The organism is Geobacillus sp. FSL K6-0789 (genome assembly GCF_038593135.1).
Lineage (GTDB): Bacteria > Bacillota > Bacilli > Bacillales > Anoxybacillaceae > Geobacillus > Geobacillus stearothermophilus.
In genome coordinates, this window is record NZ_CP151966.1 from 1,272,020 (window position 1) to 1,296,509 (window position 24,490).

General features: G+C 43.6%; 13 protein-coding genes and 5 pseudogenes. 15 read left to right on the top strand and 3 right to left on the bottom strand.

The window, feature by feature from the left end:
• Nucleotides 1-130: 130 nt before the first annotated feature.
• The 11 genes and pseudogenes from NSQ51_RS06665 (at nucleotide 131) to NSQ51_RS06715 (ending at nucleotide 17,057) form a co-directional block, all read left to right on the top strand.
• Nucleotides 131-1,678 carry a class I SAM-dependent DNA methyltransferase gene (locus NSQ51_RS06665; protein ID WP_049625338.1) on the top strand — a complete coding sequence of 516 codons (1,548 nt, stop codon included), beginning with the start codon at nucleotides 131-133 and terminating at the stop codon, nucleotides 1,676-1,678.
• A complete protein-coding gene (locus NSQ51_RS06670) occupies nucleotides 1,675-2,898 on the top strand; it encodes a restriction endonuclease subunit S (protein WP_121650083.1) in 1,224 nt (407 codons plus the stop codon). Before NSQ51_RS06665 ends, NSQ51_RS06670 begins: the two co-directional genes overlap by 4 nt.
• 34 nt (nucleotides 2,899-2,932) lie before the next feature.
• The gene (locus NSQ51_RS06675) at nucleotides 2,933-5,995 is read left to right on the top strand and encodes a type I restriction endonuclease subunit R (RefSeq protein WP_049625492.1); all 3,063 of its coding nucleotides are present in this window, start codon (nucleotides 2,933-2,935) and stop codon (nucleotides 5,993-5,995) included.
• A 766-nt stretch (nucleotides 5,996-6,761) separates the two neighbouring features.
• Nucleotides 6,762-9,296, top strand: a complete 2,535-nt coding sequence (locus tag NSQ51_RS06680; RefSeq protein ID WP_233434079.1) for a UvrD-helicase domain-containing protein — start codon at nucleotides 6,762-6,764, stop codon at nucleotides 9,294-9,296.
• The gene (locus NSQ51_RS06685) at nucleotides 9,289-11,820 is read left to right on the top strand and encodes a hypothetical protein (protein ID WP_121650082.1); all 2,532 of its coding nucleotides are present in this window, start codon (nucleotides 9,289-9,291) and stop codon (nucleotides 11,818-11,820) included. The genes NSQ51_RS06680 and NSQ51_RS06685 overlap by 8 nt, the downstream gene beginning before the upstream one ends.
• Complete coding sequence (locus tag NSQ51_RS06690; RefSeq protein ID WP_049625494.1) at nucleotides 11,804-13,474, top strand: ATP-dependent helicase; 1,671 nt, start codon at nucleotides 11,804-11,806, stop codon at nucleotides 13,472-13,474. The genes NSQ51_RS06685 and NSQ51_RS06690 overlap by 17 nt, the downstream gene beginning before the upstream one ends.
• A gap of 14 nt (nucleotides 13,475-13,488) precedes the next feature.
• A pseudogene (locus NSQ51_RS06695) lies at nucleotides 13,489-13,674 on the top strand (PC4/YdbC family ssDNA-binding protein); the annotation flags it as partial.
• Between the two features lie 551 nt (nucleotides 13,675-14,225).
• Nucleotides 14,226-14,333, top strand: a pseudogene (locus NSQ51_RS06700) (restriction endonuclease); the annotation flags it as partial.
• A gap of 127 nt (nucleotides 14,334-14,460) precedes the next feature.
• Nucleotides 14,461-15,024 carry an NYN domain-containing protein gene (locus NSQ51_RS06705; protein ID WP_033008850.1) on the top strand — a complete coding sequence of 188 codons (564 nt, stop codon included), beginning with the start codon at nucleotides 14,461-14,463 and terminating at the stop codon, nucleotides 15,022-15,024.
• Between the two features lie 83 nt (nucleotides 15,025-15,107).
• Nucleotides 15,108-15,296: pseudogene (locus NSQ51_RS06710) on the top strand (hypothetical protein); the annotation flags it as partial.
• A gap of 100 nt (nucleotides 15,297-15,396) precedes the next feature.
• Nucleotides 15,397-17,057, top strand: a pseudogene (locus NSQ51_RS06715) (IS1634 family transposase).
• Between the two features lie 1,342 nt (nucleotides 17,058-18,399).
• Here NSQ51_RS06715 and NSQ51_RS06720 read toward each other — a convergent pair.
• The 3 genes from NSQ51_RS06720 to NSQ51_RS06730 form a co-directional block, all read right to left on the bottom strand.
• Nucleotides 18,400-19,200, bottom strand: coding sequence for an AAA family ATPase (locus NSQ51_RS06720; protein WP_064213564.1), 801 nt, complete (start codon nucleotides 19,198-19,200; stop codon nucleotides 18,400-18,402).
• Nucleotides 19,193-20,446 carry an IS481 family transposase gene (locus NSQ51_RS06725; RefSeq protein WP_117219280.1) on the bottom strand — a complete coding sequence of 418 codons (1,254 nt, stop codon included), beginning with the start codon at nucleotides 20,444-20,446 and terminating at the stop codon, nucleotides 19,193-19,195. Before NSQ51_RS06725 ends, NSQ51_RS06720 begins: the two co-directional genes overlap by 8 nt.
• 152 nt (nucleotides 20,447-20,598) lie before the next feature.
• On the bottom strand, nucleotides 20,599-21,144 hold the full coding sequence (locus tag NSQ51_RS06730; RefSeq protein WP_033011705.1) for a DUF6431 domain-containing protein: 546 nt from the start codon (nucleotides 21,142-21,144) through the stop codon (nucleotides 20,599-20,601).
• Nucleotides 21,145-21,578: 434 nt separating this feature from the next.
• Between NSQ51_RS06730 and NSQ51_RS06735 the strand changes: the two genes are divergently transcribed.
• From NSQ51_RS06735 to NSQ51_RS06750, 4 genes and pseudogenes are all read left to right on the top strand, one after another.
• Nucleotides 21,579-21,872, top strand: a complete 294-nt coding sequence (locus NSQ51_RS06735) for a helix-turn-helix transcriptional regulator (protein ID WP_021321279.1) — start codon at nucleotides 21,579-21,581, stop codon at nucleotides 21,870-21,872.
• A 440-nt stretch (nucleotides 21,873-22,312) separates the two neighbouring features.
• On the top strand, nucleotides 22,313-22,438 hold the full coding sequence (locus NSQ51_RS06740; protein ID WP_255404861.1) for a hypothetical protein: 126 nt from the start codon (nucleotides 22,313-22,315) through the stop codon (nucleotides 22,436-22,438).
• Between the two features lie 284 nt (nucleotides 22,439-22,722).
• Nucleotides 22,723-23,175: pseudogene (locus NSQ51_RS06745) on the top strand (UPF0236 family protein); the annotation flags it as partial.
• Between the two features lie 76 nt (nucleotides 23,176-23,251).
• On the top strand, nucleotides 23,252-24,424 hold the full coding sequence (locus NSQ51_RS06750) for a hypothetical protein (protein WP_121650210.1): 1,173 nt from the start codon (nucleotides 23,252-23,254) through the stop codon (nucleotides 24,422-24,424).
• The last annotated feature ends 66 nt before the right edge of the window (nucleotides 24,425-24,490 follow it).

Genomic DNA, 24,490 nt, shown 5'->3' on the forward strand with positions numbered 1-24,490 from the left:
TTCGATACTGTTTTCTCGGATGTTTTAGTAAAATAGATCTGATTCCATAGTCAAACATGATTGCGATTGTTTCGACTGTGTTGAAAGAACGGTTCTTACTATTTTTGAAACTAACAGGGGTGAACAGAATATGACTGTAAAAGCAGACATCGATTTTCAGAAGGATTTATTTGAGGCAGCCAATAAAATGCGTGGGAGTGTGGCTCCTGCTGATTATAAACACTATGTACTTCCGTTAATCTTTTTGCGCTATCTTTCTAACAAGTATGAAAAGCGACGAAAAGAATTAGAGCAAATCGTAAAAGATCCAAGTAGCGATTGGTATACGGAAGATGATGAAATGCGGCAAGTCATTATCACCGATCCGGACCAATATAAGGCGGAAAACGTCTTTGTCGTGCCTGAAGAAGCAAGTTGGTCTTATATTATGAAAAACGCCAAGCAGCCGAATATCAAAGAAATTCTTGATAACGCGATGAAGCGTCTTGAAGAGGAAAACCCAGAACTGGAAGGCATATTGCCGCGAATTTACCAAGGTTCGAACTTGCCGCCTGAAAACGTGGCGGGATTAATCGAAATTTTTTCTCGTGATGTATTTAGCGCCAATACGGATGACAGTGTAGATATATTGGGCCGTACATATGAGTATTTTATCAGTTCTTTTGCCGCTTCCGAAGGTAACAGAGGCGGAGAATTCTTTACGCCATCCAGTATTGTTAAACTGCTTGTTGCCATGCTCGAGCCGAAAAGCGGGATTGTGTTTGATCCTGCGTGCGGTAGCGGCGGGATGTTTATACAAAGTGAAGAATATGCGCCAAACAAACACGCTCTTTCGTTTTACGGGCAAGAAAACGTAGTAACGACCGTACGTCTTGGAAAAATGAACGTTTTGTTGCATGGCATCAATGCAGAAATTCGCTTAGGAGACTCGCTGTTAAACGATCAGTTCCCTGATTTAAAGGCCGATTACGTGATTGCCAATCCGCCGTTTAACCAAAAAGACTGGGGAGCAGATCGTTTATCAAAGAATGACCCGCGCTTAATCGGGCCTGTTACAAACAGCAATGCGAACTATATGTGGATGCAGCACTTTCTGTACCATTTAAACGATGCGGGTACCGCAGGATTTGTCATGGCAAACGGAGCGATGACAACGAATGTCAAAGAGGAGAAAGAAGTTCGTCAAAAATTAGTAGATGAGGGGTATATTGACTGCATTGTTCAATTGCCTGAAAAATTGTTCTTTACAACAGGCATTCCATGTTGTTTATTCTTTTTAAGCAAAAACCGTGACGGCAAAAACGGCTACCGGGCAAGAAAAAATGAAATTTTGTTTATCGATGCCCGCAAAATGGGGACACTCGTCAGCCGCAAGCAAAAAGCGTTGTCTAAAGAGGAAATTGACAAGATCGCAGCCGTTTATCGTGCCTACAAATACGAAGGAGCAGAAGGATACGAAGACGTTGTTGGATTCTGTAAAGTTGCAACAATTGAAGAAGTACAAGCCAATGACTACAAATTAACACCGGGGATTTACGTTGGGACGGAAGTATCCAATGAAGACGATGTACCGTTTGAAGAAAAAATGGCTGAATTAACTCAGCGTCTTTTAGAACAGTTTGAAGAATCGAATCGCCTTCAAGAGAAGATTAAGAAAGACTTGGAGGGATTAGTGTGACGAGATGGATAACTTGTAGAATTGGGGACTTATGTACCTTAAGAAGAGGTGCATCCCCAAGACCAATAAATAATTTTATTTCAACTGAAGGAGTTCCATGGGTCAAGATTGCTGATGCAACGGAATCAAAGACAAGATTCATTGAAAAAACAAAGGAATTTATTAAAGAAGAGGGTGCAAAGAATAGTGTGGCTGTAACACCGGGAACTTTAATATTATCTAATAGTGCAACTCCCGGTCTCCCTAAAATTATGAAAATTAATGCCTGTGTTCATGACGGATGGTTAGTTTTTGATGACTTTAATGGGATTACTAGAGATTTTTTGTATTATTTGTTTTTAAATGAGAGAGAAAGACTAGTGCAAGGCGCTAATGGAAGTGTATTCAATAATTTAAAGACTGATATAGTAAAAAATTTTATAGTTAGGATTCCGGAAAGTATTGCTATACAAAATAGAATAGTTTCGATTTTGAGCAGTATAGATGACAAAATTGAACTTAACTTAAAAATTAACGAAACTCTCGAAGAAATGGCCATGACGCTTTACAAGCATTGGTTTGTTGATTTTGGACCGTTTCAAGATGGGGAGTTTGTGGAGTCGGAATTAGGGATGATTCCGAAGGGGTGGAGGGTAATTTCCTGTTATGATTTGGCGAATTATATTAATGGTAAAGCGTTTAAAACAAACCAACTAGTTGATAATGATGGTTTACCAGTAATTAAAATAGCAGAATTAAAGTCAGGTATTACGAATTCGACAAAGTTTTACAATGGAGATATTGAACCAAAATATCTTCTTCAAAATGGCGATATCCTTTTTGCATGGTCAGCATCTTTGGGTGTCTTTATATGGGCAAAAGGTAAGGCTGTATTAAACCAACATATTTTTAATGTCAAACCTAACGGTACTTTATCAAAATCCATGATTTATTTTACTCTAAAAAATATTATTCAAGAATTTATAGAGATTGCTGCAAGTCGTGCAACAACAATGGGACATATCACAAAAGAGCATTTGATAGATAAAAAAATTGCTTTGCCTCCAGATGAGTTGTTGGTTAAAGTGGATGAAAAAATGAGTAATTATTATCAAATGATACTAAGCAATATGTTAGAAGTGGAGAGGTTAACCCAGATAAGAGATTATCTCCTCCCTCGCCTTTTATCCGGTGAAATTGATGTATCAAAAGCAGAAAAACAAGTAGAAGAAGTACTTTAAACAAACTTAAATTCAACTAGGAGGTGCAAGCAACATGACGAGACCTCTAGGTGAAACGGAATTTGAAGAGACGACGATTGAACGTTTAAAACGGTTAGGTTATGACTATCTTCATGCGCAGGAATTGTTTCAGCGCGGAGAGCGGGACAGTCTTCACGAGGTAGTTCTTTACGGTCGGTTGGAAGCCTTCTTAAAGAAGGCTTATCCGGCCATACCGGAACAAGAAATCAAAAGGCTTGCTCAAATTTTGACGGCGCCGGATGGGGTAAAATTGATTAACCGAAATATGCATTTTCACCAAATGTTGACGAAAGGACTTGAATTTTCTTATGAGGTAAACGATGAAACGTACACGCCTCATGTCTTCCCAATCGATTGGGAACATCCGGAGAACAACGATTTTTTAGTGGTCAATCAATTGCCGATTGAAGGGCGCATGTCCCGCCGGCCAGATATCGTTATATATATTAACGGTTTGCCGCTGATTGTATTTGAGTTGAAAAATCCGAACAACGAGCAAGCGACTGTTTATGATGCATATACCCAAATCCAAAACTATACGTATGATATCTCGCAATTATTTAACTACAACGCTTTTGTTGTCATTTCCGATAACGTGGAAACGAAGCATGGGATGCCGTTTGCCGATTACGATTTCTTTGCCTCATGGAAATCGATTGATGGACGAAATGTCGATAACAAACGTGCCAATACGATGCGCACGCTGATTGAAGGATTATTTCCAAAAGACCGCCTGCTAAATTATATTCGTAATTTTATTGTCTTTTTGGAGGAAGGAAGCAAAATTACAAAAATTGGCGCGAAATATCACCAATTTTTTGGTGTAAACTTCGCTGTCAATGAAGCGATCCGTGCAACGCGTCCGGATGGAGATCGGAAAATCGGGGTAATGTATCATACAACGGGTTCGGGCAAATCGCTAAGCATGTTATTTTTCGCAGGAATTTTGTCTCGCCACCCGGAAATGGAAAATCCATCCATTGTCATTCAAGTGGACCGTAATGACTTAGACGAACAGTTGTATGAGACGTTTGTGCAAGGAAAATCATACATCGGCCATGTGGAGCATGCAGAAGATACAGAACAGTTAAGAACGTTGCTGAGAGGGGAAGCCGGACAAATCATTTTCTCTACCATTGAAAAATTCCGTAAGAAAGAAGGAGAAACTAAGCATCCGGTTTTATCGGAAAGACGAAACATTGTTGTGATTGCTGATGAAGCACACCGCACCCAAGCCGGTTTTGCAGGTGGATTTGCTGCTCAATTGCGTTATGCTTTGCCGAATGCTTCCCATATTGGATTTACAGGAACTCCAGTCGATTTTGTTGATAACAATACGGAGGAGATTTTTGGGCATATTATCCATCGTTATGATATGGCTCAGGCGGTGGCAGATAAAGCGACGTTGCCAATCTACTATGAAAGTCGCTTAATCCCGCTTGATTTATCGGCTGACGACATTGATGAAAAATACAAGGAAATTATCGTAGAGGCTGGTGGAGACGATGAAGAGTCAGAGAACTATAAAAGAAAATGGGCCGCTCTGGAAAAAGTCGTCGGTACTCCAAAACGGCTCCGTCGTTTAGCCAAAGATATCGTATCACATTTTAACCAAGTCGCCAATCCGTTTCAAAAAGCGATGATTGTCTGCATGAGCCGGCGAATTGCGGTGGATTTGTATAATTATCTAAGAGAGATTCCAGAATGCCCTCCTGTTGAAGTGATTATGACAGGAGATGTATCAAAGGATCCAAAAGAGTGGCGAGAGGTTCAGCCGGGAAGCAAATATGCGCATATTAAGTCGAAAAAAGAGCAAGAAGAAGTGAAAGCCAAACTTCGTGACCCAGAAGACCCTTTGAAATTTGTCATTGTCGTCGATATGTGGTTAACAGGAATGGACGCAAAACCGCTTTCTTACCTTTATGTCGATAAGCCAATGAGGGGACACAATCTTATGCAAGCCATTGCCCGTGTAAACCGTGTGTTTCCGGGAAAAGAAGGCGGAGTAGTCGTTGATTATATTGGCATTGCCACTTCACTGAAAGAAGCAACTCATAAATATATGCAAAGTGGCGGCACGGGAAGTCCTACTTATGATATTTCAGAGGCTGTTAACATCTTTATGAATCATCTGGAGACAGTAAGGGGATTTATTCCAAGCAAGATTGATGTGCAAAACTGGCGGGCAAAACCAAAGATAGAGCGCGAAGACTTCATTGCAGATCTTGTTAACATTCTTTTAAATCGAGATCCCGAGGAATATATCCAAGCAGCCACCAAACTAGAAAAATCGTATCAGTTGGTGAAACATCAGCCGGAAGTACTTGAACTTGCAGATGAAGTCATGCTCTATTTAATGATGAAAGCACAACTTCGCAAACATTTACGCCCGTCTACTCGGGGATCTAAGGAAAACAAAACATTAGAAGAGCGATTATCAGAACTCATTGATAACAGTCTGTTAGCGAAAGAAACGGTTGACATTTTCCAAATAGCAGGAATTGAACGTCCGGATATCAGCATATTGGATGATGCATTCTTGGCAGATTTAACGAAAAAAGAGCATGTAGACTTGCGCTTAAAGTTGTTGAAAAAACTTTTAGAGGACCAAATTAAAGTGACATTTAGCCAAGGAAGCCCACAGTCAAAGGCGTTAAGCGAACTTCTAGAGAAAACGTTAAGGGATTATCATAATCGTGTTATTCAGGCTGCTGATGTGATCCGGGTTATGATTAACATGCGTAAAGAAATGGAAGAAGAAATACGCAAGCGGCACGACCTAGGATTGTCAGAGGAAGAAATTGAATTTTACAAAGCGATCACGGCTATGGGGCAGGAAGCGTTCTCAAACGAGTTTCTTGCGAGTTTAATCCATAAGGTGGTCAACGCCTTAAAGAAACAATTAGCCGTAGACTGGACGAGTCCTCACCGCCGCGATGTCTATGCCAAAGTGAAATTAGCTGTCAAGCAAGTGCTCATGAAAGAGAAAATTACGGGACAACAATTGCAGTTCTTAACAAATAAGTTCATGGAGCAAGCGGAACGGCAATATAAAGACTGGCCGATGAATGCGTAATCATGCAATAAATGGTCTATTTGATGAATGGAGCCTAAAAGTTATGCAGTCGGCTAGTAACAGGTGTAGATTTCACTATAAGCAAGCATTACGATTTTTTGCAACCTTTTTCGTTCTAGCATCGAGCTTTTGAAAGCCAGTTCTGTCGGGAAAATTTTTATTTGTTTTAGTCGCCTCTCGTTTTCTTATGTGTCGGGGGAACTGAGGGGCGATTGATTCACCTGGCCATTGTTCAGAACAGGTGCATTAGTATATAAATTCTGTAACTAAACCGCTATTTTAGTATAAAATAGGTTCATCACCACAACATGTACTTGACAAGCGGGGGATTTTCTTGAGCCGCCGTGTACGAAAAATCTGATTTACTGATTTTTCCTTATAAGTACAGAGAAGGCGTGTTCTGAAATAGTCAAGTACAACTTTCGGTGAAGAGCCATAAAATAGGGATGCAAGTTACTGTCTATAAATATTAGGAGTGTATACCAGTCAACTACCCCCACTTAGCTAACGCTTGAAGCGGGGGCTTGCAACTCCCCAGAAGTGCAAACGGACTTCGTCCTCCTTCCTTGACTTGGGGTTGCATCAGGGGCAGGTTGACGACTACCCAACGACATAGGTCATGCCTATATCGCTACCGAGTGGCTCGGCATGTCTGTAGGCAGTACTTGACTTCCACGCACAACAGACGGATGTACGCTCGATGTTTTACGGTTGCAACGTTTCCTGCAACCAACTCCCTACATCGAGTAACGAGAATTGGAGTGCCTTGATTCAACGGTTTTCTCCACATTCTTATTTTATCATATACAAAAGAAAGGAGGAAGGGCGATTCCTCCCCGACTTTCTCTATTGTTTAGAAGTCGGGGTCTCCTCGCCAAAGATGATGAATGAGGCCAAATATTCTGTCCTGCTATTTTCATCTGATATTCGGCAAATACGAGCAAGTGAACTTCGGCAATATATCCAAAGCGGCCGCAAGGTGTATTTGCTTGCGTTTGATGATCCGCAAGAATTATTAGAGGATCCGATTTTGCATGAAGCGCATAAGAAAGAATTGCTCCAAGTTTCTATTGTTCGCTATGCACCAGAATGGGAACGGGTATGGGCAGTGATTGAAGATGGCAAAGTTAATGACTCTCAATTATTGGATTATCTTGATCAAAACAGCGCTTTTAATAAAGGACAGTATGAACTCGAACATGCCTATAGCCGCGGGCATTATATTGTGAAGGCAGGAGCAGGGACGGGAAAAACGACGACGATGATCAACCGGATCATGTTTCTTAAGCATATGCAAGGGGATCTCGATTTGCGTTCAGTTGTCATGATCACGTTCACGAACGAAGCTGCTTCCAATATGCGTTCAAAGTTGTTAGAAAAGATAAAAAACTATTACGATTTGACGAAGGATAAAAAATATTTAGAGTGGATGGAAGAAGCAGGACGGATGTTTATCGGCACCATTCACTCGTTTGCTAGGGAGTTTCTCGTGACAGAAGGGCAAACGCTAGGTTTTTCGCGGTTGATGGAAGTGAGGAGTTATAAACATGAGCGGAGAAGGCTGATCGAGAAGTATATTGACCAGTTCTCGGTTGAATACCCGGAGATATACGAACGTTTTCGGCATATTCCCCACTATCAAATCATTCGTTCTTTTATCGTTATGATCGAGCAGTTGCATAACAAATCGCTTTCTGTTGAAGCGATTGGGCAGCTTGATTTCGGGACAGACAGCTGTGGGTTTCATGAATTTGCCGATTATGTCATGAAACGTGTTATTCAGGAGCTTGATGAACAGAAAAAGAAGGAGGAAACGTTGGAAATTAGTGATTTAATCAGCCGTCTAGCGTCGCTTAAGAATCTTTCTTCCGATCAACTCGATTTGCCGATCCGTTATTTGTTTGTCGATGAATTCCAGGATACGGATGAATCACAGACAGCATTCATCAGTTGGTTGGCGGAGAAGTATGGTTGTCAGTTGTTTGTGGTTGGGGATGTGAAGCAAAGCATTTATCGGTTCCGGGGCGCGGACTATACAGCGTTTCTTCAGTTGCAACAGCAGCTGAAAACAGCCAATCAAGTGTATAAAGAGTATTCGCTGCAGAAAAATTACCGATCATCACCGACATTATTAACACAATTGAATGCCTTATTTCGGAAATGGACAAAAGTCGTTGAAAAGTTTCCTTTTGATGATACGGACAAGCTGCTTCCGGCGAAAGAGGAAGGTTGCAAAGAGGGAGAAGAAGGATTAGTTGCGTTAGATATGGGTGATCCCGCTCTAAAATGCTTGCTTCACCGTTTGTATCGCGAAGATGTTGCCATCTTAGTCCGCTCAAACCGTGAAGTTTTGGAAATGGTGGATAGAGTTGAGAATATGGGGTTCTTTTGTGAAGCAACTATGTCAGGAACTTTTTACCGTTCATTGCCAGTAAGGGAATTTTACCTGTTGATCCGGAGGTTTACCCACCCGTATGTTCCGAAGGATCGTTATCTCTTTCACCAAAGCTCTTATGGAGAGAATGAACTGACTATCGCCAGAGTGTTATCAGCTTATACGCCGGAAACGTCTTTTATTCTTGATTTATTGCAGACATTTGACAATATGGAACGGTGGGAATGCCAATGGAACACATCATCCGCCCTTGCTGTGTTGCAAAACATCATTGATGAAGTTCGGCCGCATGAAGTCTTTCGGCTGCGCTACTATAACCAGTTGAGATCCCGGTTTCCTGATGGAGATGTGGAGATGCATCGGAAAGAAGCCATTGCGAAAATGAAGGAATACAAAATGAACTTGGACCGCCTTATTTTTTTCATCAAAAAGGAATTTGGCGATTTTCGCGCATCTTTCTATGATCTGGAGAAATTTTTAGCAATCAAAATGGCAACAGATGCTTCGGAGAATGAGCTGAAAATAACGAGGGGTGTCAATCACCGGATCAAAGTGATGACCGTCCACAAGGCAAAAGGATTGGAGTTTGACTATGTGCTCATGCCCTTGACGCGCCATCCGTTTATTAAGCAAGGGGAAACGGATGTGATGTTAATTTCTGATCGAGCGCAGTGGAAACTCGGATACAGCATTCGTTGGGATGATATGGAGTTTGAAAATAATTATTACAATGAATACGCCAGATCAGAAAAGAAAGAATTGATCGGCGAAGAAGCTCGGCTGCTGTACGTAGCGTTGACGCGGGCGCGAAAGGCGGTTTATGTAAACAGCTCTTCCCCAATGAATCCATATCAAGCGCAGTGTTGGAGTGACTTGTTAGAAAGCGGGGAGATGTTGGTTGTTTGAAGTCAAGTACTACCAGCATACAACACATTTTTACGAACGGTTCAGAATCCGCGAAGGCGAAATCCATCTTACGCAAAGTACTGCGTTGGCACAGTATTTGAGAAGTGTCACCGGGGCATCGAAAAGCCAAGTACTGGCATATCATTCGTTTGTAAGGAAGCTGTTTCCTCATTGGAATCATCCACATACTGAAATCTATTTGCGGTCGATGATACGCCAATACATTCATCAACATGCTTCGGAAGAATCGATGAACTATTTAGAGAAGAAGGTTCGCGATTTTTATTTATCTCTCCGTTTTTTAATCGAAATGGGGATGACGCGGTTGTTTGACTTTCCGAGCATGCAGCTGAAGGAAGAACAAAAATTTCTGATTGGCATGTTCGAGCAGCTCAGACATGACCCTATCGTCGTCAGCTATCGGCAAGAACGAGCCCATCTGACCAAGAAAAAAATGGCGGAGACATTGAATATTGATACTGACATTCATACCGTATGTGTTCATCATTTCGATTACATTGATGCTGTACGGATGATGATGTTTTATCAATTGCAACAAATAGGATTGCATGTCATATTTTATATTCCATTTAATCCCCATGCTCCAAATGTTTATCAAACATGGCGCAAAATTTATGAGCGGGTGAGCGGAAGCGAGTATAGCCGTTGGGAATGCGTCGAGAATTCCCAGCCGCGCCGAGGCGCCAAATTTGCTCGCTATTTGGGCGATCGTTTTCTAGATCAGGAAGATCCATTGCACCACGTTCGTTTTCTCACTTTTGATCATACGACGGAATTTAAAGAGTATTTGCAAAAACATCCAATTGTAAAAAACCATCATGAAGTGGTGGCTAAATTTGAAGAAGATTTAAACATATACACAAATTGCGCTAGAAATGATCATTTTTACGCCAGCCGCTATGGACAATTTTTCTTGTCTTTGCAAAACTGCAGAAAAACAAATAATGGCATTTTCTTAACTTATGATGATTATGTGAATATGATGACGTCAGGGTGGGTGCAGTCTGGACATGTAAACGGCACGCAAGCATTGACGTTGCTGATTGATTTGCGCAGTTATATGGACGGTGTGAAAAGTTTTCAAGATATCATGGAGCGTCTGCAAGCGCTTGTTGATCTTCAGGAAGTCAGCCGCGTATTTGATGAAACAGCGAAGGAACAGTCGGGGAGCCACCGACTGAAGCGTTATTTAAGCAATCCGTTTCGCTGTTTTCCATATGTGCATCAGTCTCGATACAAAATTACAGTCAAGCAGTTGATCGAATGCACAAAAGATTTGGCTCGAAAAGTGAACCGCCTGCTATTGGGGGAAAGGGAAAAGAGAAATGTGAGGGTGTATATTAAAGAACTGAACGACATCTATGTGGCTGTAAGCGGCCAATGGGAACCTAGTGCTAAACAAAAGATGGAAAAGTTATTTTCCGTTTTGATTCCTGCCGACTGGGAGTTTACGATGGAAGAGTTGTACCAATTTATTACATTGCACTTAGGTGCAGTGCAGGATGAGGAAGAAGACGACCAAGACAGTCCACAAATTGTAAACATTGATCAGTTGATTGGCAAAACGTTGATTGCACATAATATTCACGTAACAGACTTATCGTTGCGAACGTTTCCTTGGGAACAGTCTGAAATGCCACACTTGTTGACGCATAGTTGGTTGAAAGAATGCATTCGCCGTTCATTTGTTGCTGGGAATCGAATCATGCGGATGAATGCGCTTGTAGTTGATTATTATTCACGGAATGTTACAAGAAATACTGCACTATATTCCATTTATCATCTTCTAGCGTACGGCAAGGGACAAATTACTTTTAGCTATATTAAAGATTTGTACGAACATAACAGACCAAGCGTTTATTTCACTATCTTACAGGAATTGTATGGGGGAACAGCAGAAGTTGCACAGGAGCAACCTGAGGAGTGGAAATGGGAAGAAGAGACTGTTGTCCAAGAGGAGATACCGAAAGAACCGTTGCAGGCTATTCCCGATTTGTTATGGTTGGACAGCGACTTTTGCCAACGGAAATTCTTTTTCAATGCGTTTGTTGAACATCATCCGATTTACGAAAACGATTTTCATCAACAACAAGCTTTTGCGATCATCGGCAAACTTCTTGCTGAACAAGGGGATGGAGAAGCGCTGGTGCGGGAGACCATATTCCCTTTATTTCCGCAATGGACAAATGCGCACAAGCAGAACTTGTTGGATACAACCTATCCCTCCAGCCTGAGAACGTATAAATCATATCAGAATATTTACTATCCAAAGGCGATGAAACGGCTTCAACGCTTGGGAAGCAGATATATGGTCACAAAAAATTGGAAAGCGAAATATCAATATGACCATGACACCTTCCGAATTGACGAGCATATAAAGGAATTTCTTGCAAGTGTTCAAACAAAGGAAATCGAAGCAAGAAGCGGACAACATTGCCGCATGTGTCCATTCCTGCATGTTTGTAAGGACGGTGAGTATGTCATCGATGCAAACGACAGTTGATCTTCGTAAGAAGCGCCTAGACTTTGCCAGACGATCGGCGCGGGCTTGGCAAAATTACTTCGATGCTCATGGCCTGTTGCCTAATATTACGCTAAGCCCTGAACAAATTTCCGTTGTCCAGCAAGACGAAGACCAAATGTTGATCAACGGTTCGGCAGGAACTGGAAAAAGTCTTACATTGATTTATAAGTTGATAAAAGTCATGGAGCAGGAAAATGAACCGAAGCGCATTTTATATTGTTCGTTTAATACGACGCTTGTTGAAGATGCCAGAAAACGAATCGAGCAGTCGAGCAAGTTTCATGAGATCAAAGATAAACATACCTTGCATATGGAAACTTTTCACTATATGGCGGCAAGGATTTTAAGGGAAATTGGTTTTCCAAACGCAGAGTTTTTGCGGATCAACCTTGAAAACTTGCGGCGCTATGAGGACGCCATTACGCGCCGTACGATAGCGCTTGTAGATACGTTTATGGAAAGCGAAGAATATAAAAAGCTGCCGCTGGAACAAAAACTTTACAAAACCCATGCGGGGACGTTTTTAATGGATGAAATTCTTTGGATGAAAGCGAACGGTTTTGTCACAGAAGAATCGTACTATCATTGTGAACGGGCGGGAAGGGGAAACATCCCGCGATTAACCAAAGAGCAGCGCCGAACGATTTTCTATTTGTATAAGGAATATGAGAAAATGTTAAAAAAACAGTTTCACGATCATTTAGATTTAGAAGATTATGCTTTGTTGCTGCTGAAATATTTTGACGATATTCCGGATTCATTGAAGTACGACTATATTTTTGTCGATGAAGTTCAGGATTTGCAGGCGATGCAATTAAAAGCATTGGTCAGATTGGCCAAAAAATCAATTGTTGTCTCCGGCGATCCGAAGCAACGTATTTACAAACGAAGCCCGTTCTCTTATCGGGATTTAGGGTTGCACATCGAGGGGAGAAAAACGAGAAACTTGCGAACAAACTACCGATCAACAAAGCAAATCATGAAACTGGCGAGCAGTTTGGAGTTCATTGATATAGAAAACGACCGTTTGGATGATCAACGTTTTGTGAGGGAAGGAAAAAAACCGTCGATTTACTTTTTCCAGAGCTCGAAAGAACTGAGTTGTCATCTAGTGAACCAAGTAAAAGTGATTCAGAAAAACGACCCGGATGCGACGATTGCCGTCATCCACCGCCATGATGCGGATGTATATGCCATCTATCGATGTCCGGTTCTTATGGAATTAAAGAAACACTTTGATGTCATCACCACATCCCAATATGGAAGAAGATTTGATTTGAACAAACAAAAAAAGCCGATCTTTTTTACGGATGCATATAGCGTCAAAGGGCTTGAGTTTGATTATGTATTTTTGATTCATTTTGACCGTGATCATTATCCGAATAAAAAGAGGATTGAAGAACTGGATAAACGAGCCGGCGACAATAAAAATAGTGACGGCTACAAGGCAGATTTTGACGCTATACTCAATGATGAAAAGAAAGTTCTTTATGTCGCAATCACCCGAGCAAAAAAAGAAGTGCAGTTGATGTATACTGGCCGCAACTTTAGAAGTATTTGTCCTTTTGTAAGAAATTTTCATAAAGAAGATTACGATGCCTTTGGCTTTGATTCAAGTATATATTCCAAGTAAGGGAGCGGGTTTGTTTGGCGACGATTCAGTTTGAAATCAAAAAACGAATTGCGACGTTGTCTAGTTCGCCCAAAGGATGGAATAAGGAACTAAATCTTGTGAGCTGGAACGGATATCCTCCGAAATATGATATACGGGATTGGGATGCCTCACATGCGAAAATGGGCAAGGGAGTTACCCTTTCAGAAGCGGAAGCGAAAGAGTTATATTATGCCTTAAAACAGCTGTTTGAAAAGAATTCATCTGAAAACTCTAGCATACAAAATGGGGATTGGCGGAAACGAATCGATGAATGGACCGAGAACTCCCCGTTATTTATTCAACAAATCAAGAATGTACTAATATTCATGAACGAAAAAGGGTACCCTGTCGAGAAGCAAAGGCAATTACTAACGGGGATACAATCGGCATCATCTGAAGAAGCGTTGCAATACGAAATAGAAAGCATTAGCAGCATTTATCCTTCATTCCATAGGGAGTTTATTATCCTGGTTCGAAAGTTAGAGCCGGAGGAACTGGAACGGTTGTTTTTATATATTTGTCATCGCTAGAAAAGGTGAGGAATTCGAATAAAAAATGGTGGGATGATCTGAGTGGGGGACCGCAATGAACTTATTCTGTTTTTGGCTGGAAAAGGCATCTCATCGATCGGATGGCGCGGTTGGAAACCCAAAGACATGTGTTCAACCAAAAGAACAGTTGCTGAAAAAGGCAAATGAAGTGCCCAGCGAGGCCAAGACGACATCGAGAGCAAGTCAAACATCACAAAAACGTTGCCTATGCCTCGGAAATCTAACAGCTTCTCGGGGCGAACCGGCTCGATGCGAATGATCTGTTCGTCTCAACTGGGGGATTTACATGCACCGTTTTTCCAATTATAATGATATTTAGAATAACCGCTGCCGTTCGGATGGATGGCAGGTCAAGAGAGAGGGGCGGCATCGCCGCTCCTTTTGTATTCATTGCCATGGACGGGAGGGAATGCGTTGTATTCGCGAATTGCCTTATTTATTGATGGTGGATATCTCGACCATGTGTTGAAATGGCATGGAAAAGCCAAAATCGATTACAGCAAGCTTGCTCAACAAATGGCTCAAGGCCATCTGCTTTTACGAACGTACTACTACCATTGCCTTCCCCATCAATCATCCTATCCATCTCTAGAGGAAAAAGACTATTTCTCCCATGCACAACGTTTTTTCAAAAGACTAAACCGGCTTGGTAGTTTTACCGTCCGGGAGGGAAAGCTAGCATTTCGTGGCATTGATGAGCGTGGGTTTCCAGTGTTTGAGCAAAAAAGGATCGATGTGATGCTAGCAACCGATTTGGTTATGCATAGTACGAAGAAATTAATCACTCATGCGGCATTGTTGACGGGGGACAGTGATTTTTTGCCCGCGTTGCAAATCGCACAATCAGAAGGAGTGCATATCACTCTTTATTATTCCGACGGAAATGATGAGATTCGGCCACACGACGAACTGCTAGATCTTGTCGATGACAGGAAAGTAATCGATGCGGAATTTCTCCACAGCATTCGACGGGAATGAGAAGGCGATTGTGTACAAACTGTTATTTCCGAAGGGCGCGTTTTTGATTTCAGCCGCCTATTTGAGAAATGCCACCGCAACTCCAAAATGAAAAGCTCCTCGCCTATTTGAACGACAACGCCATCCCGAGCGAAAAATCGCCGTTTGACCATATCCTTTACGATTCCGATGTGGAAGAGCGGTTCGCCAAACGTTTTGAACACGATGAGAACGTAAAAGTGTACGTCAAACTGCCGAGTTGGTTTAAAATTGACACACCGATCGGCTCCTACCCCACATTTCGCACCCTCTCGACGAAAATCGGGAGGATTTTTTCGTTCCGATGTCGAATGAATCCTTGACACACAAGGAACGTAAAGGAGTTTTTCTCTTATGAACGTTCAAGTCAAAAAGGTCTATCGCAATTCTTATTTGAATATAATAAGTGCCCTATTCAAGAAACTGGGTCTGCCTCAATTGATTGACCATCTCGTGCCCGTCGATCCGCAGTGCCAAACGCGAGTCAGCGATGCCGTTCAGGCCATCCTCTACAATATGTTTGACGGCCGGCAAGCCCTTGTTCACTTGGAACATTGGGCTCAGGAGGTCGATTGTGAGAAACTCATCCGTCCCGGTCTCCATCCTTCCTGGTTGAACGACGATGCCTTGGCTCGTCATCTCGACCGCTTGTATGAGGCCGACATTCACAAGGTGATCAGCACTTGCTTGATTCACATTTATCGCAAAGAAGGCCCCTTTCCCTCCGAGCCTTTCACGCCGATACGACGGACAAGACCGTTTACGGCGCGTATGAATCGGCCTCGTTAGAGGCCTTACAAATCACACATGGCTATAACCGCCATCATCGTTGGCAAAAACAGATCGGCTTCGGACTGGTCGGCAACGAGGACGGCATCCCGTTTTACGGCGATGTGCACGACGGCAACCTGCCTGACAAAACGTGGAATCCGGAGGTGCTGTCCCGTGTCCACGAACAGCTCAAACAAGCCAAGATGGAAGACGAATGGATTTACGTGGCCGATTCCGCCGCGATGACAAAAGACACTCTGGCGCAAACCAAAGCGGCCAACGCCTTTTTGATCACCCGAGGCCCTTCGTCGCTTCGGATCGTGAAATGGGCATTAGCGGAGGCCGATTCGCCTCACATCCCGTGGAGCGAACCCTTTACCCTGGCGGAGAGAAACGGCGCCACGTACCGGGTATGGGAAACATCCTCCACCTATGAAGGCCACCCCGTTCGGCTGATCGTCGTCGAATCGAGTGCGCTCGACCAGCGAAAAGGAAAGACGCTCGAAAAAGAACGAACCAAAGAAGCGGAGCTTCTTCGCGAGGAACAAGCCCATTGGGAGCGCCACCCTTTCTCGTGCCGGGAAGACGCTGAACAAGCCTTGGCGTCCCTCAAGATGTCCCTTCGCCCACGGTTTCATCAGGTCAAGGCCGCGGTCGAAGAGATCGTACGCCCGAAAAAACGGCGCGGACGGCCGAAAAAAGGGGTGGAACCCGAGATGGAGACGCGGTATCTCTTGCGCCTTGACGTCGAATTCGACCAAAACGCGTGGGAACAGGCAAGACGGAAAGCGTCCCGGTTTGTCCTTGTCACGACCGTTCCGGAGGAATGGAAGGGCCAACAAATGGATGCCCAAGAGATCTTGAAGCTATATAAAGGGCAGATCTCGGTGGAAATGAACTTCGCTTTTTTGAAAGATCCGTTTTTCACGGATGAGATTTACGTCAAAAAACCAGAACGGGTCGCAGTATTAGGCTATTTGTTTCTGTTGGCCTTGGCGATTTACCGCGTTTTTCAGCGCCGAGTGCGTCAGTTTATTACTCCAGAACACCCGTTGAAGGGTCCTGGAGGCCGCAAGCTGACCCGGCCGACGGGACAGGCGATTTTTCAGCTGTTTCAATATGTGAACGTCGTCCTCCTGGAGCTGCCGGATGGGCGCATCCAACGCTCACTGGATCGCTCCCTTACCCCTGATCAGCGAAGGATTCTGCAGGGGTTGGGGCTGGATGAGAGCATTTACGTGTAACGTCATACGGAACGACCAGCGATGGTAAAAAAAGGATTGCCATCGCTCGTTGTGTTGGTCAAAAAGTTATTCTGAAAAACTAAATAAAAAATCCTTTGTTTTGACCTTGTTAGGGTGCGAAATGTGAGTTGTATCTCCATAAAAGAGGATTTATCTCGTTTTCAAACATGAAAGTGGTGCAGGGAATCATCAAAAAAAGGGATGTATGGATCATATATCCATAGAACTAACACCAAAATCAAAGTTGATTTCCAACCATCACGGATTCAGGTTCTTTTTAAAATGGTATAATAAGTAAAAATTTTTATTAATCCTGAATCCGTGACAGAAGTGTATCAAAAATGCTGGGAAACCCAATCGTGTCGAGACTTCGACTCCATTTCGAATGTTCACCTATTAGGTGAAGAACCCCGAGTGCAATATTTTGTTGATTGATCCAGTTTTCTTGGCAGCTTTGAACGCGTCTTTATCACGGATTCAGGTATTAATCATAGGTGTAGGCTTTAACAACTTAAAAATTATTGAAGATAAATATTCTGAAATTTTTCAGGGAAATATGTTCCCGAAATAAGCCGCTAACAATTAATAAGCGATAGCACCAATGTTGGGGATGACACCATATTTAATATTTAAATCGAAAACCGATTAAAGTAGACGAACATTGGTAAAGTTAGAGCAATACATAATTTGTGTGTGTCGAGATACTGGTTCAACTCTTTTCGATTTTCAGATGTTTTTCTACATGTTGCTTATGGGACTATAATTCTGTCGTTACAACTGACCAAAAGGGAAGATTTCTATCGCTATAATGGAGGCTTTCTGGGAGAGAAAAAGCCCTCTTCGTGCTTCTTTCCTATAAAATTAACTAGCGGGAGGTTGAATAGTTACTTATATTTAAAATGAAGATTGTTTTTATACCTCTCCATTATCTTATTAAAACGTTTGAACGTTTGTCTGGTGTTAAAACTTATATAACCCGTGGTGCTAGATAAAACTCAGACAAGCATAAAAATAGCCCTTGCTGGCGGATCTCCAGTAGAATGAAAGTGTCACCCAACATTCGAAAGGAGAGATCCCCCATGCAAGAGCACTTTCATTTTACTACAGATCCAGCCAAACTTCAAAAACAATATGCTGTAAACTAGCACATTATTTCAGAATCCCTTTTTCAAATTATTTCAGGCGGATTCGGAAATAATGTGCAAAATTTTTGCGGATTGTTCCGGATTTTGCACATTCTTTCGGAACGTTTGCACGCTCTTTCAGATGAAGATTTCCAGCGCGCCTGATGGACCTATGGAAAAGAGAAAGCACAAAAGAGGCCGATTCGGCCCCTTTCGTGCTAATACCCCATTTCCTCTGCGGCCATGCGCACCACTTCTTCGTCAATGGCGTCCTTTTTCAGCTGATACCCGTATAACAGGCACGTCGTGGCCAACGTGTTGATCACCCGAGGCCATCCCCGCGACTGCAGGGCAATCGCCTCTAACGCCGATGGGGTGAAGATCGGATGCTTCGCCCCGGCCTGTTTCATCCGATGTTCGATGTAGCCCGCCACCTCTTCCTTCTCCAGCGGCCCCATCCGGTATCGCATGATGATCCGCTGGTCGAGAGGGCGGTGCTGATTGAGCCGCAGCTTCCCCTGTAAATGGGGCAGCCCGGCCAAAATCAAGACAAATGGGTTGGTCGAATCCATCTCAAAGTTGAACAAGATCGCGATGTCCTGTAAAAATGCATCCTTCGCTAAATGCATCTCATCCAAAATGAACACCGGCGTGATCCGCCGTTCATGATACAATCGCTCGATCGCCTGCTGGATTTGGCGGAAGAGGTCTACCTTGCGGTACTTCGGTTCCTCTCCTAATCCCAAGGCCAGTCCACGGTAAAAATCCATCACGCCTCCGGTGGATAACGGAAAGTAGACGACATGATACAATGATGGATTCAATGACTCTTTCAGCGCCCGAAGGGCGAACGTCTTGCCCGCCCCCGGCTCTCCGATCAACAGCCCGATCCCCCGGGTTCGTTTCACGTACTCCAGCGCCCGCAACGCTTCCTGAAATGACGCCCCTTGATACGCCTCGGACGGGTCTGTTTCTTTCGCAAACGGCTCCCGCGAAAGGGAGTAAAACGATTTATACACTGTGTTCTCCCTCCTTCGCCGGAATCGCCGCAAACGGGGACCGATGGCGTTTTACATAGGCATTGTCCTCCAAACGCACCCGAATGGCTTCCGCCACCCGTTTGCCCTCTTCGTACACATAGACGCCTCGTTCGTCATAGCGGAGCTCAATCGATTGCCCAATGAACCGAGGCGGCACTTCGTATAGCTGTTTATTCAGGGTGATTGTGCCATCGGCTTTCACCTTGCGGTGCTCCCGTTTCAGAAAAATCGCATCCAGCCAATCGCCATCTTCGATGAACGACACGAGATGCACTTGCGATTGAAACACCTCATGCGGCGTTTTTCCGTCCAGTGAGGCGTGCGGTTTTCGATGATACTCCTCTTCAAGCCACTTCCAAAAACGCTCGTTCAACTCGTCAAGCGATTTCGGCGGATTCAGCTCCAACAGTGGATAAAACCGTGTCTGTACGGTGCGGAAGAACCGTTCGATTTTTCCCTTGCTTTGCGGGTCATACGGCTGGGTGTGGATGAGCGTAATTCCCATCTCGGCGCACGCATACTGCAGCACCTCGGACCGATAAATTTTCCCGTTGTCCGAGTAAATGCGTTTCGGCTTCCCGCAACGAAGCACCGCTTCCTTCGTGACGATCCGCAGCCCGTCAAACTTCTCCGAAGGGAAAAATTGGGCATATGGCACTAACCGCGAGCAGTCATCGATATACGCGATCAAAAACGTTTTCTGGGCTTTCCCATGGACGCGAATCGTGGGTCCATGGGATAAGTCCCCTTGCCATAGCTCATTGATCTGGTCATACGCAAAACGCTTTCGCTCCGGCATCGGCAAGATTTCTTTTCCCACCAGGTTGTGTTTTTTCAACAATCGGTATATAGTAAAGTAAGAGGTATGATTTTCTGGGATTTCCCCCTGCTCGATCAGGTGTTCGTAGAACACCGTCACGGGCATGGTGGGATGTTCTTTTCTTAGGGCTAAAATATGATCCTCATCATCGGGCGACAGACGCCTTGAGTGGCCGCGGTCCGAACGGCGCTTCGGCTTTAAGGCGTCAAAGCCCCCTTTTTTGTATCGGGTGCACCAATCGAGGATCGTCTTGGCTGCGATTCGTTTGTCTCCCTGGTGGGGAACATGGTGCACTCGCTCGCTCACCTCTTTCAGATACGTCTTCGGTTCCACCTGCCCATTCACCAACGGAGCGATTAGCCCGTACCGAAACAGGGCAATGTCGTGTCTCATCGACTCATTCATTCAAATCTCCTCCTTGTCTCACTTGGAATCAGGACCGTTCCGGTCCGTCTGCCCTTATCGTACCGAATTGCTTTTTCTCCGTCGATAGGAAAGGTTTGTGGGAACCGAAACTATTTCCAATTTAGGGTATGTATGTAAAATCAGGATCCCATTTAATTCGCAAAAGGGTGTCGGAATCCGCCCTCCCACATCTCTCTGATGGCCGAATCAAGACCGTGTTCCTCTAACGTCTGGATCCACCAAGAAGCCCGTTCCTTTTCTTTTTTCACGATAGGGCCTATGATCCTCCACCGCCTCGCAAAAAAGCTGTGAAGGCTTGATAGGTTTCGGTAGAACCGTCGGACATAAAAGATGATGCCGTCCTTTGTCGGGAGAAACGGAGCCTGGTTCGTCCTTTCGGTCAATCCCAACTGCTCTTTCACGACTTGCCATATGGCGGACAACGTATACTGAAAATACGGGAGGAGAAAGGAAGGCAGCACACTCACCGTCTTCAAGCATTCCCGACAGCGATACCGGACAATCCAAATGCGATAATCACCATGTGGGGTCAATGCGTTTCGCTCATAGTAACCGTGGCGGTGCAACGGGCGCTTGGCCCGGCAATGCGGACACTTTTTCAGAAGAGGGAAGTCGTTTTCTTTTCCACGCTCTGCATACGTTTGGACGTCAATGCCAAAGTCATGAAATTGGATCACGTCCTCCTCCCCCTCCTATGAACCGATGGATTTTCTCTTCCGAAATAATTCACAAAAAATTTAGCACATTCTTTCAGAAAAGGGGAGAGGGCTTTCTGAAGGAATGTGCAAAAAAATGTCTCTTTTGTTCCGAAATAAAGTGATAATTTACACAACAGCTTTCCGGATGATATCATCCCTCCGTCGTTGAAACATCTTCGCATGAATACTCGTTATGATCATTTTTACAGATGGGGTATAAGAGGTGGAAGAACTGGAAATCACAGAATTATATTTGCGATTCACAATTTTTCAAAAGTCATATTGCTTCATTATTTTGACAAGCAGTATAACGGAGCGATAAGACGAGAGGATATTGTGCCGGCTGAATCAGCATATGAACGTTATTGCGCTTTCGACCCTTGCCTTTATTAATGGACTGGGAGGGAAAAACAATGAGTGATTTTTTTAAGAAATATGCAGCCATTCGAGGCGAGCAACATGTTCAAAAACTTCGATTGGAAGGAACGATAGCTGCACAGATTAAAACAAGACGAAAGCAGCTGAATATGTCTCAACAGGAACTGGCAGATCGCATTGGAGTTCCAAAATCCACGATTGGGAGAATTGAAGCGGGACTTACAAGTCCTAGGGTAGAGACGCTTTTTAAAATTTCGCAGGCATTGAATACTCCTTTCATCATTGATGGTACAAGCAGACAGGATCATAACCTAAATGTTCAAGTTTAGCGCATAATAGGGAAATCGATGAGTTCTTTGATCAACTGAGAGTACATGTGAATTTTCCTCCGATGATTTGGCTCGGTCTCCTTTACCATACGGGAAAATTCGCATTTTTTGTATCCTCTATTTTCCCAATGCGCACCTATCTTGCCGTAATGATCAAGTACAACTTGTGGTGAAGAGCCGGAAAAGCTTAATCACTCACTTTTTGCACCCTCCCGACGAAAATCGGGAGGATTTTTTGCGCCCATCGTTGATGGAGAGGCTGGATGTCTTGCGCCTTGACGTCGAGTTCGATCAATTCGTTCCTAGATCGAAACAGAGCCCTCGTTCTTAAGCTGTGTCTATGATAATCAATCTATAGTTTCGACAAATTTCAACAACATCCTACCAGTTGTTTTCGTAAAATAAAACCATAAAGAAAAGAAACAAGGAGCCATTCGTGCATGAAGACAAAAGGGATGATTGACAACAGACAAAACGGCCTAGTCGGCGATGCGTTGAAAGCGCATATCACAAAAGGCAGCAAACTATCGATTGCGGCGGCGCATTTTACAGAAAAAGCCGTCTGAAAGCACATGGTTTCAATCATGGGATGAAAGACGGCATTGCTCGGTAATCCCTTAATAGGATTGTTTAGAGCAACCTCTTTTGTCGTGTGAGTAAAATATTTGTGGGTGACATTCCGAAATGATCCCCTGACGAGGGTTACCAACTCTTATTCGTAATTCCTGTCGGGGCCACCCAGTGAAGCGTGGTAGAAGCCAAAACATGCAAAAAGGACTCTCTTCCTGTTATGATGGTGATTATCAGCATCAACCGAAAACAGGAGGGAGAGAGTCCATGAAACATTTTACTCCATGAAGGGACGGGGGACGTGTGGGAACGGTTTGAGGAGTGGCTGATGCAGGAATATGCCTATGATCCGTGCCGGGACCTGTTGGTCATCAACGGCGATGCGGCGTCGTGGATCACGGCCTGCCGAGAGTATTTTGGAAAGCGGGTGTGCTTTCAGCTGGATCGATTTCATGTGGCGCGGGAGCTGCGTCAGTGTCTGTCCGGCCATCCGCGTTGGCGAGAGGTGCGGAAGAAGCTGGCGAAACAAGACGAAGAAGGACTTCTCGTGGAGTTGAACAGCGCGATCGGCACGTTGAAGGACGAAGCGAAAGAACAGCAGCTGGTGACCATGATCGGCCGGATCGAGTCGATGCCGGGATGTATCCGGGACTACCGGGAGTGGCTGTCGGAGCAAGGGGTGGAGACGACCGGCATGCGTCCGATGGGCCACGCCGAGAGCGTGATGAGCCGTTAGCGGCAACATTACATAGAAGATGATACGGGTAATGCATAAGCACGTGTATTAAATAAAAACGGTGGGGATATATATGCAAGACATTATAAAAAAAGAGCAGGAACGCTTGAATATGACGATATCTGTTATTGATGAGCTGTTAGAAAAAAATAAACAAAACATGAATAAAACCGCAAAAGATGCTGTAGAGGCCCAGCTCATTGCATATGCCAAGAAAGAAGTAAAAAAGCTTCAAGAGATACGACCTCATCCATACTTTGGAAGGTTGGATTTTGAAGATGAATTTGGAAGGGAAACTATTTATATTGGGAAAAAGGGTCTTGAAAAAGATGGAGAATTGATTGTTGTTGATTGGCGGACGGATTTAGGAAGATTATATAATGCCTACCAAGGTGTGCAAAAGACTTTCCAAATCGGAAAAGAAAACAGACCGGTAACGATTCACGGAAAACGCGGCATCGTCATTAAAAACGGAAAAGTGATTAAAGTAACCGATATTGGAAAATCGGAAATCATTGAAAATGACAACGGCGAAAAAGTAAAATACATGGACGATTATTTAAAAGAAATTTTGACCAATACCGAAGAAGCTCATCGACTTCGGGATATTATTGCTAGCATTCAAGCCGAACAAGATGAAATTATCCGCCTGCCACTGAAAGATACGATTATCGTCCAAGGTGCGGCTGGAAGCGGAAAATCAACGATTGCACTGCATCGCATTTCATATCTTTTATATCAATATCACGAGCAAGTCAAACCGAAAGATATTCTTATTTTAGCGCCGAACGAGATTTTCTTATCCTATATTAAAGATATCGTACCGGAAATCGAAATTGAGGGGATTGAGCAACGAACATTTTACGATTGGGCATCTACTTATTTTACCGATGTTCATGATATTCCTGACTTACATGAGCAATATGTACATGTATACGGGTCAACGGAAAAAGAAGACTTGATAAAAATTGCTAAGTATAAAGGATCGCTTCGATTTAAAAAGCTTCTAGATGACTTTGTTGAGTACATCGGCAATACGATGATCCCGCATGGTGACATCGTTATTGAAAGCGGGGTTATTCTTTCCAAGGAAGAAATTCATCAATTTTATCATGCCAAAGAACATTTGCCTCTCAATGTACGCATGAAAGAAGTAAAAGAGTTTATTGTAAATTATCACTTTATTTCGGAACAAAAGAGACATTTTTTTGCACATTCCTTCAGAAAGCCCTCTCCCCTTTTCTGAAAGAATGTGCTAAATTTTTTGTGAATTATTTCGGAAGAGAAAATCCATCGGTTCATAGGAGGGGGA

Excerpts from the sequence above, each read along its gene's own strand:
- NSQ51_RS06665 (WP_049625338.1), top strand. The coding sequence starts at position 131 with ATGACTGTAAAAGCAGACATCGATTTTCAGAAGGATTTATTTGAGGCA.
- NSQ51_RS06675 (WP_049625492.1), top strand. The coding sequence starts at position 2,933 with ATGACGAGACCTCTAGGTGAAACGGAATTTGAAGAGACGACGATTGAA.
- NSQ51_RS06690 (WP_049625494.1), top strand. The coding sequence starts at position 11,804 with ATGCAAACGACAGTTGATCTTCGTAAGAAGCGCCTAGACTTTGCCAGA.
- NSQ51_RS06725 (WP_117219280.1), bottom strand. The coding sequence starts at position 20,446 with ATGAATGAGTCGATGAGACACGACATTGCCCTGTTTCGGTACGGGCTA.
- NSQ51_RS06735 (WP_021321279.1), top strand. The coding sequence starts at position 21,579 with ATGAGTGATTTTTTTAAGAAATATGCAGCCATTCGAGGCGAGCAACAT.
- NSQ51_RS06740 (WP_255404861.1), top strand. The coding sequence starts at position 22,313 with ATGAAGACAAAAGGGATGATTGACAACAGACAAAACGGCCTAGTCGGC.
- NSQ51_RS06750 (WP_121650210.1), top strand. The coding sequence starts at position 23,252 with ATGCAAGACATTATAAAAAAAGAGCAGGAACGCTTGAATATGACGATA.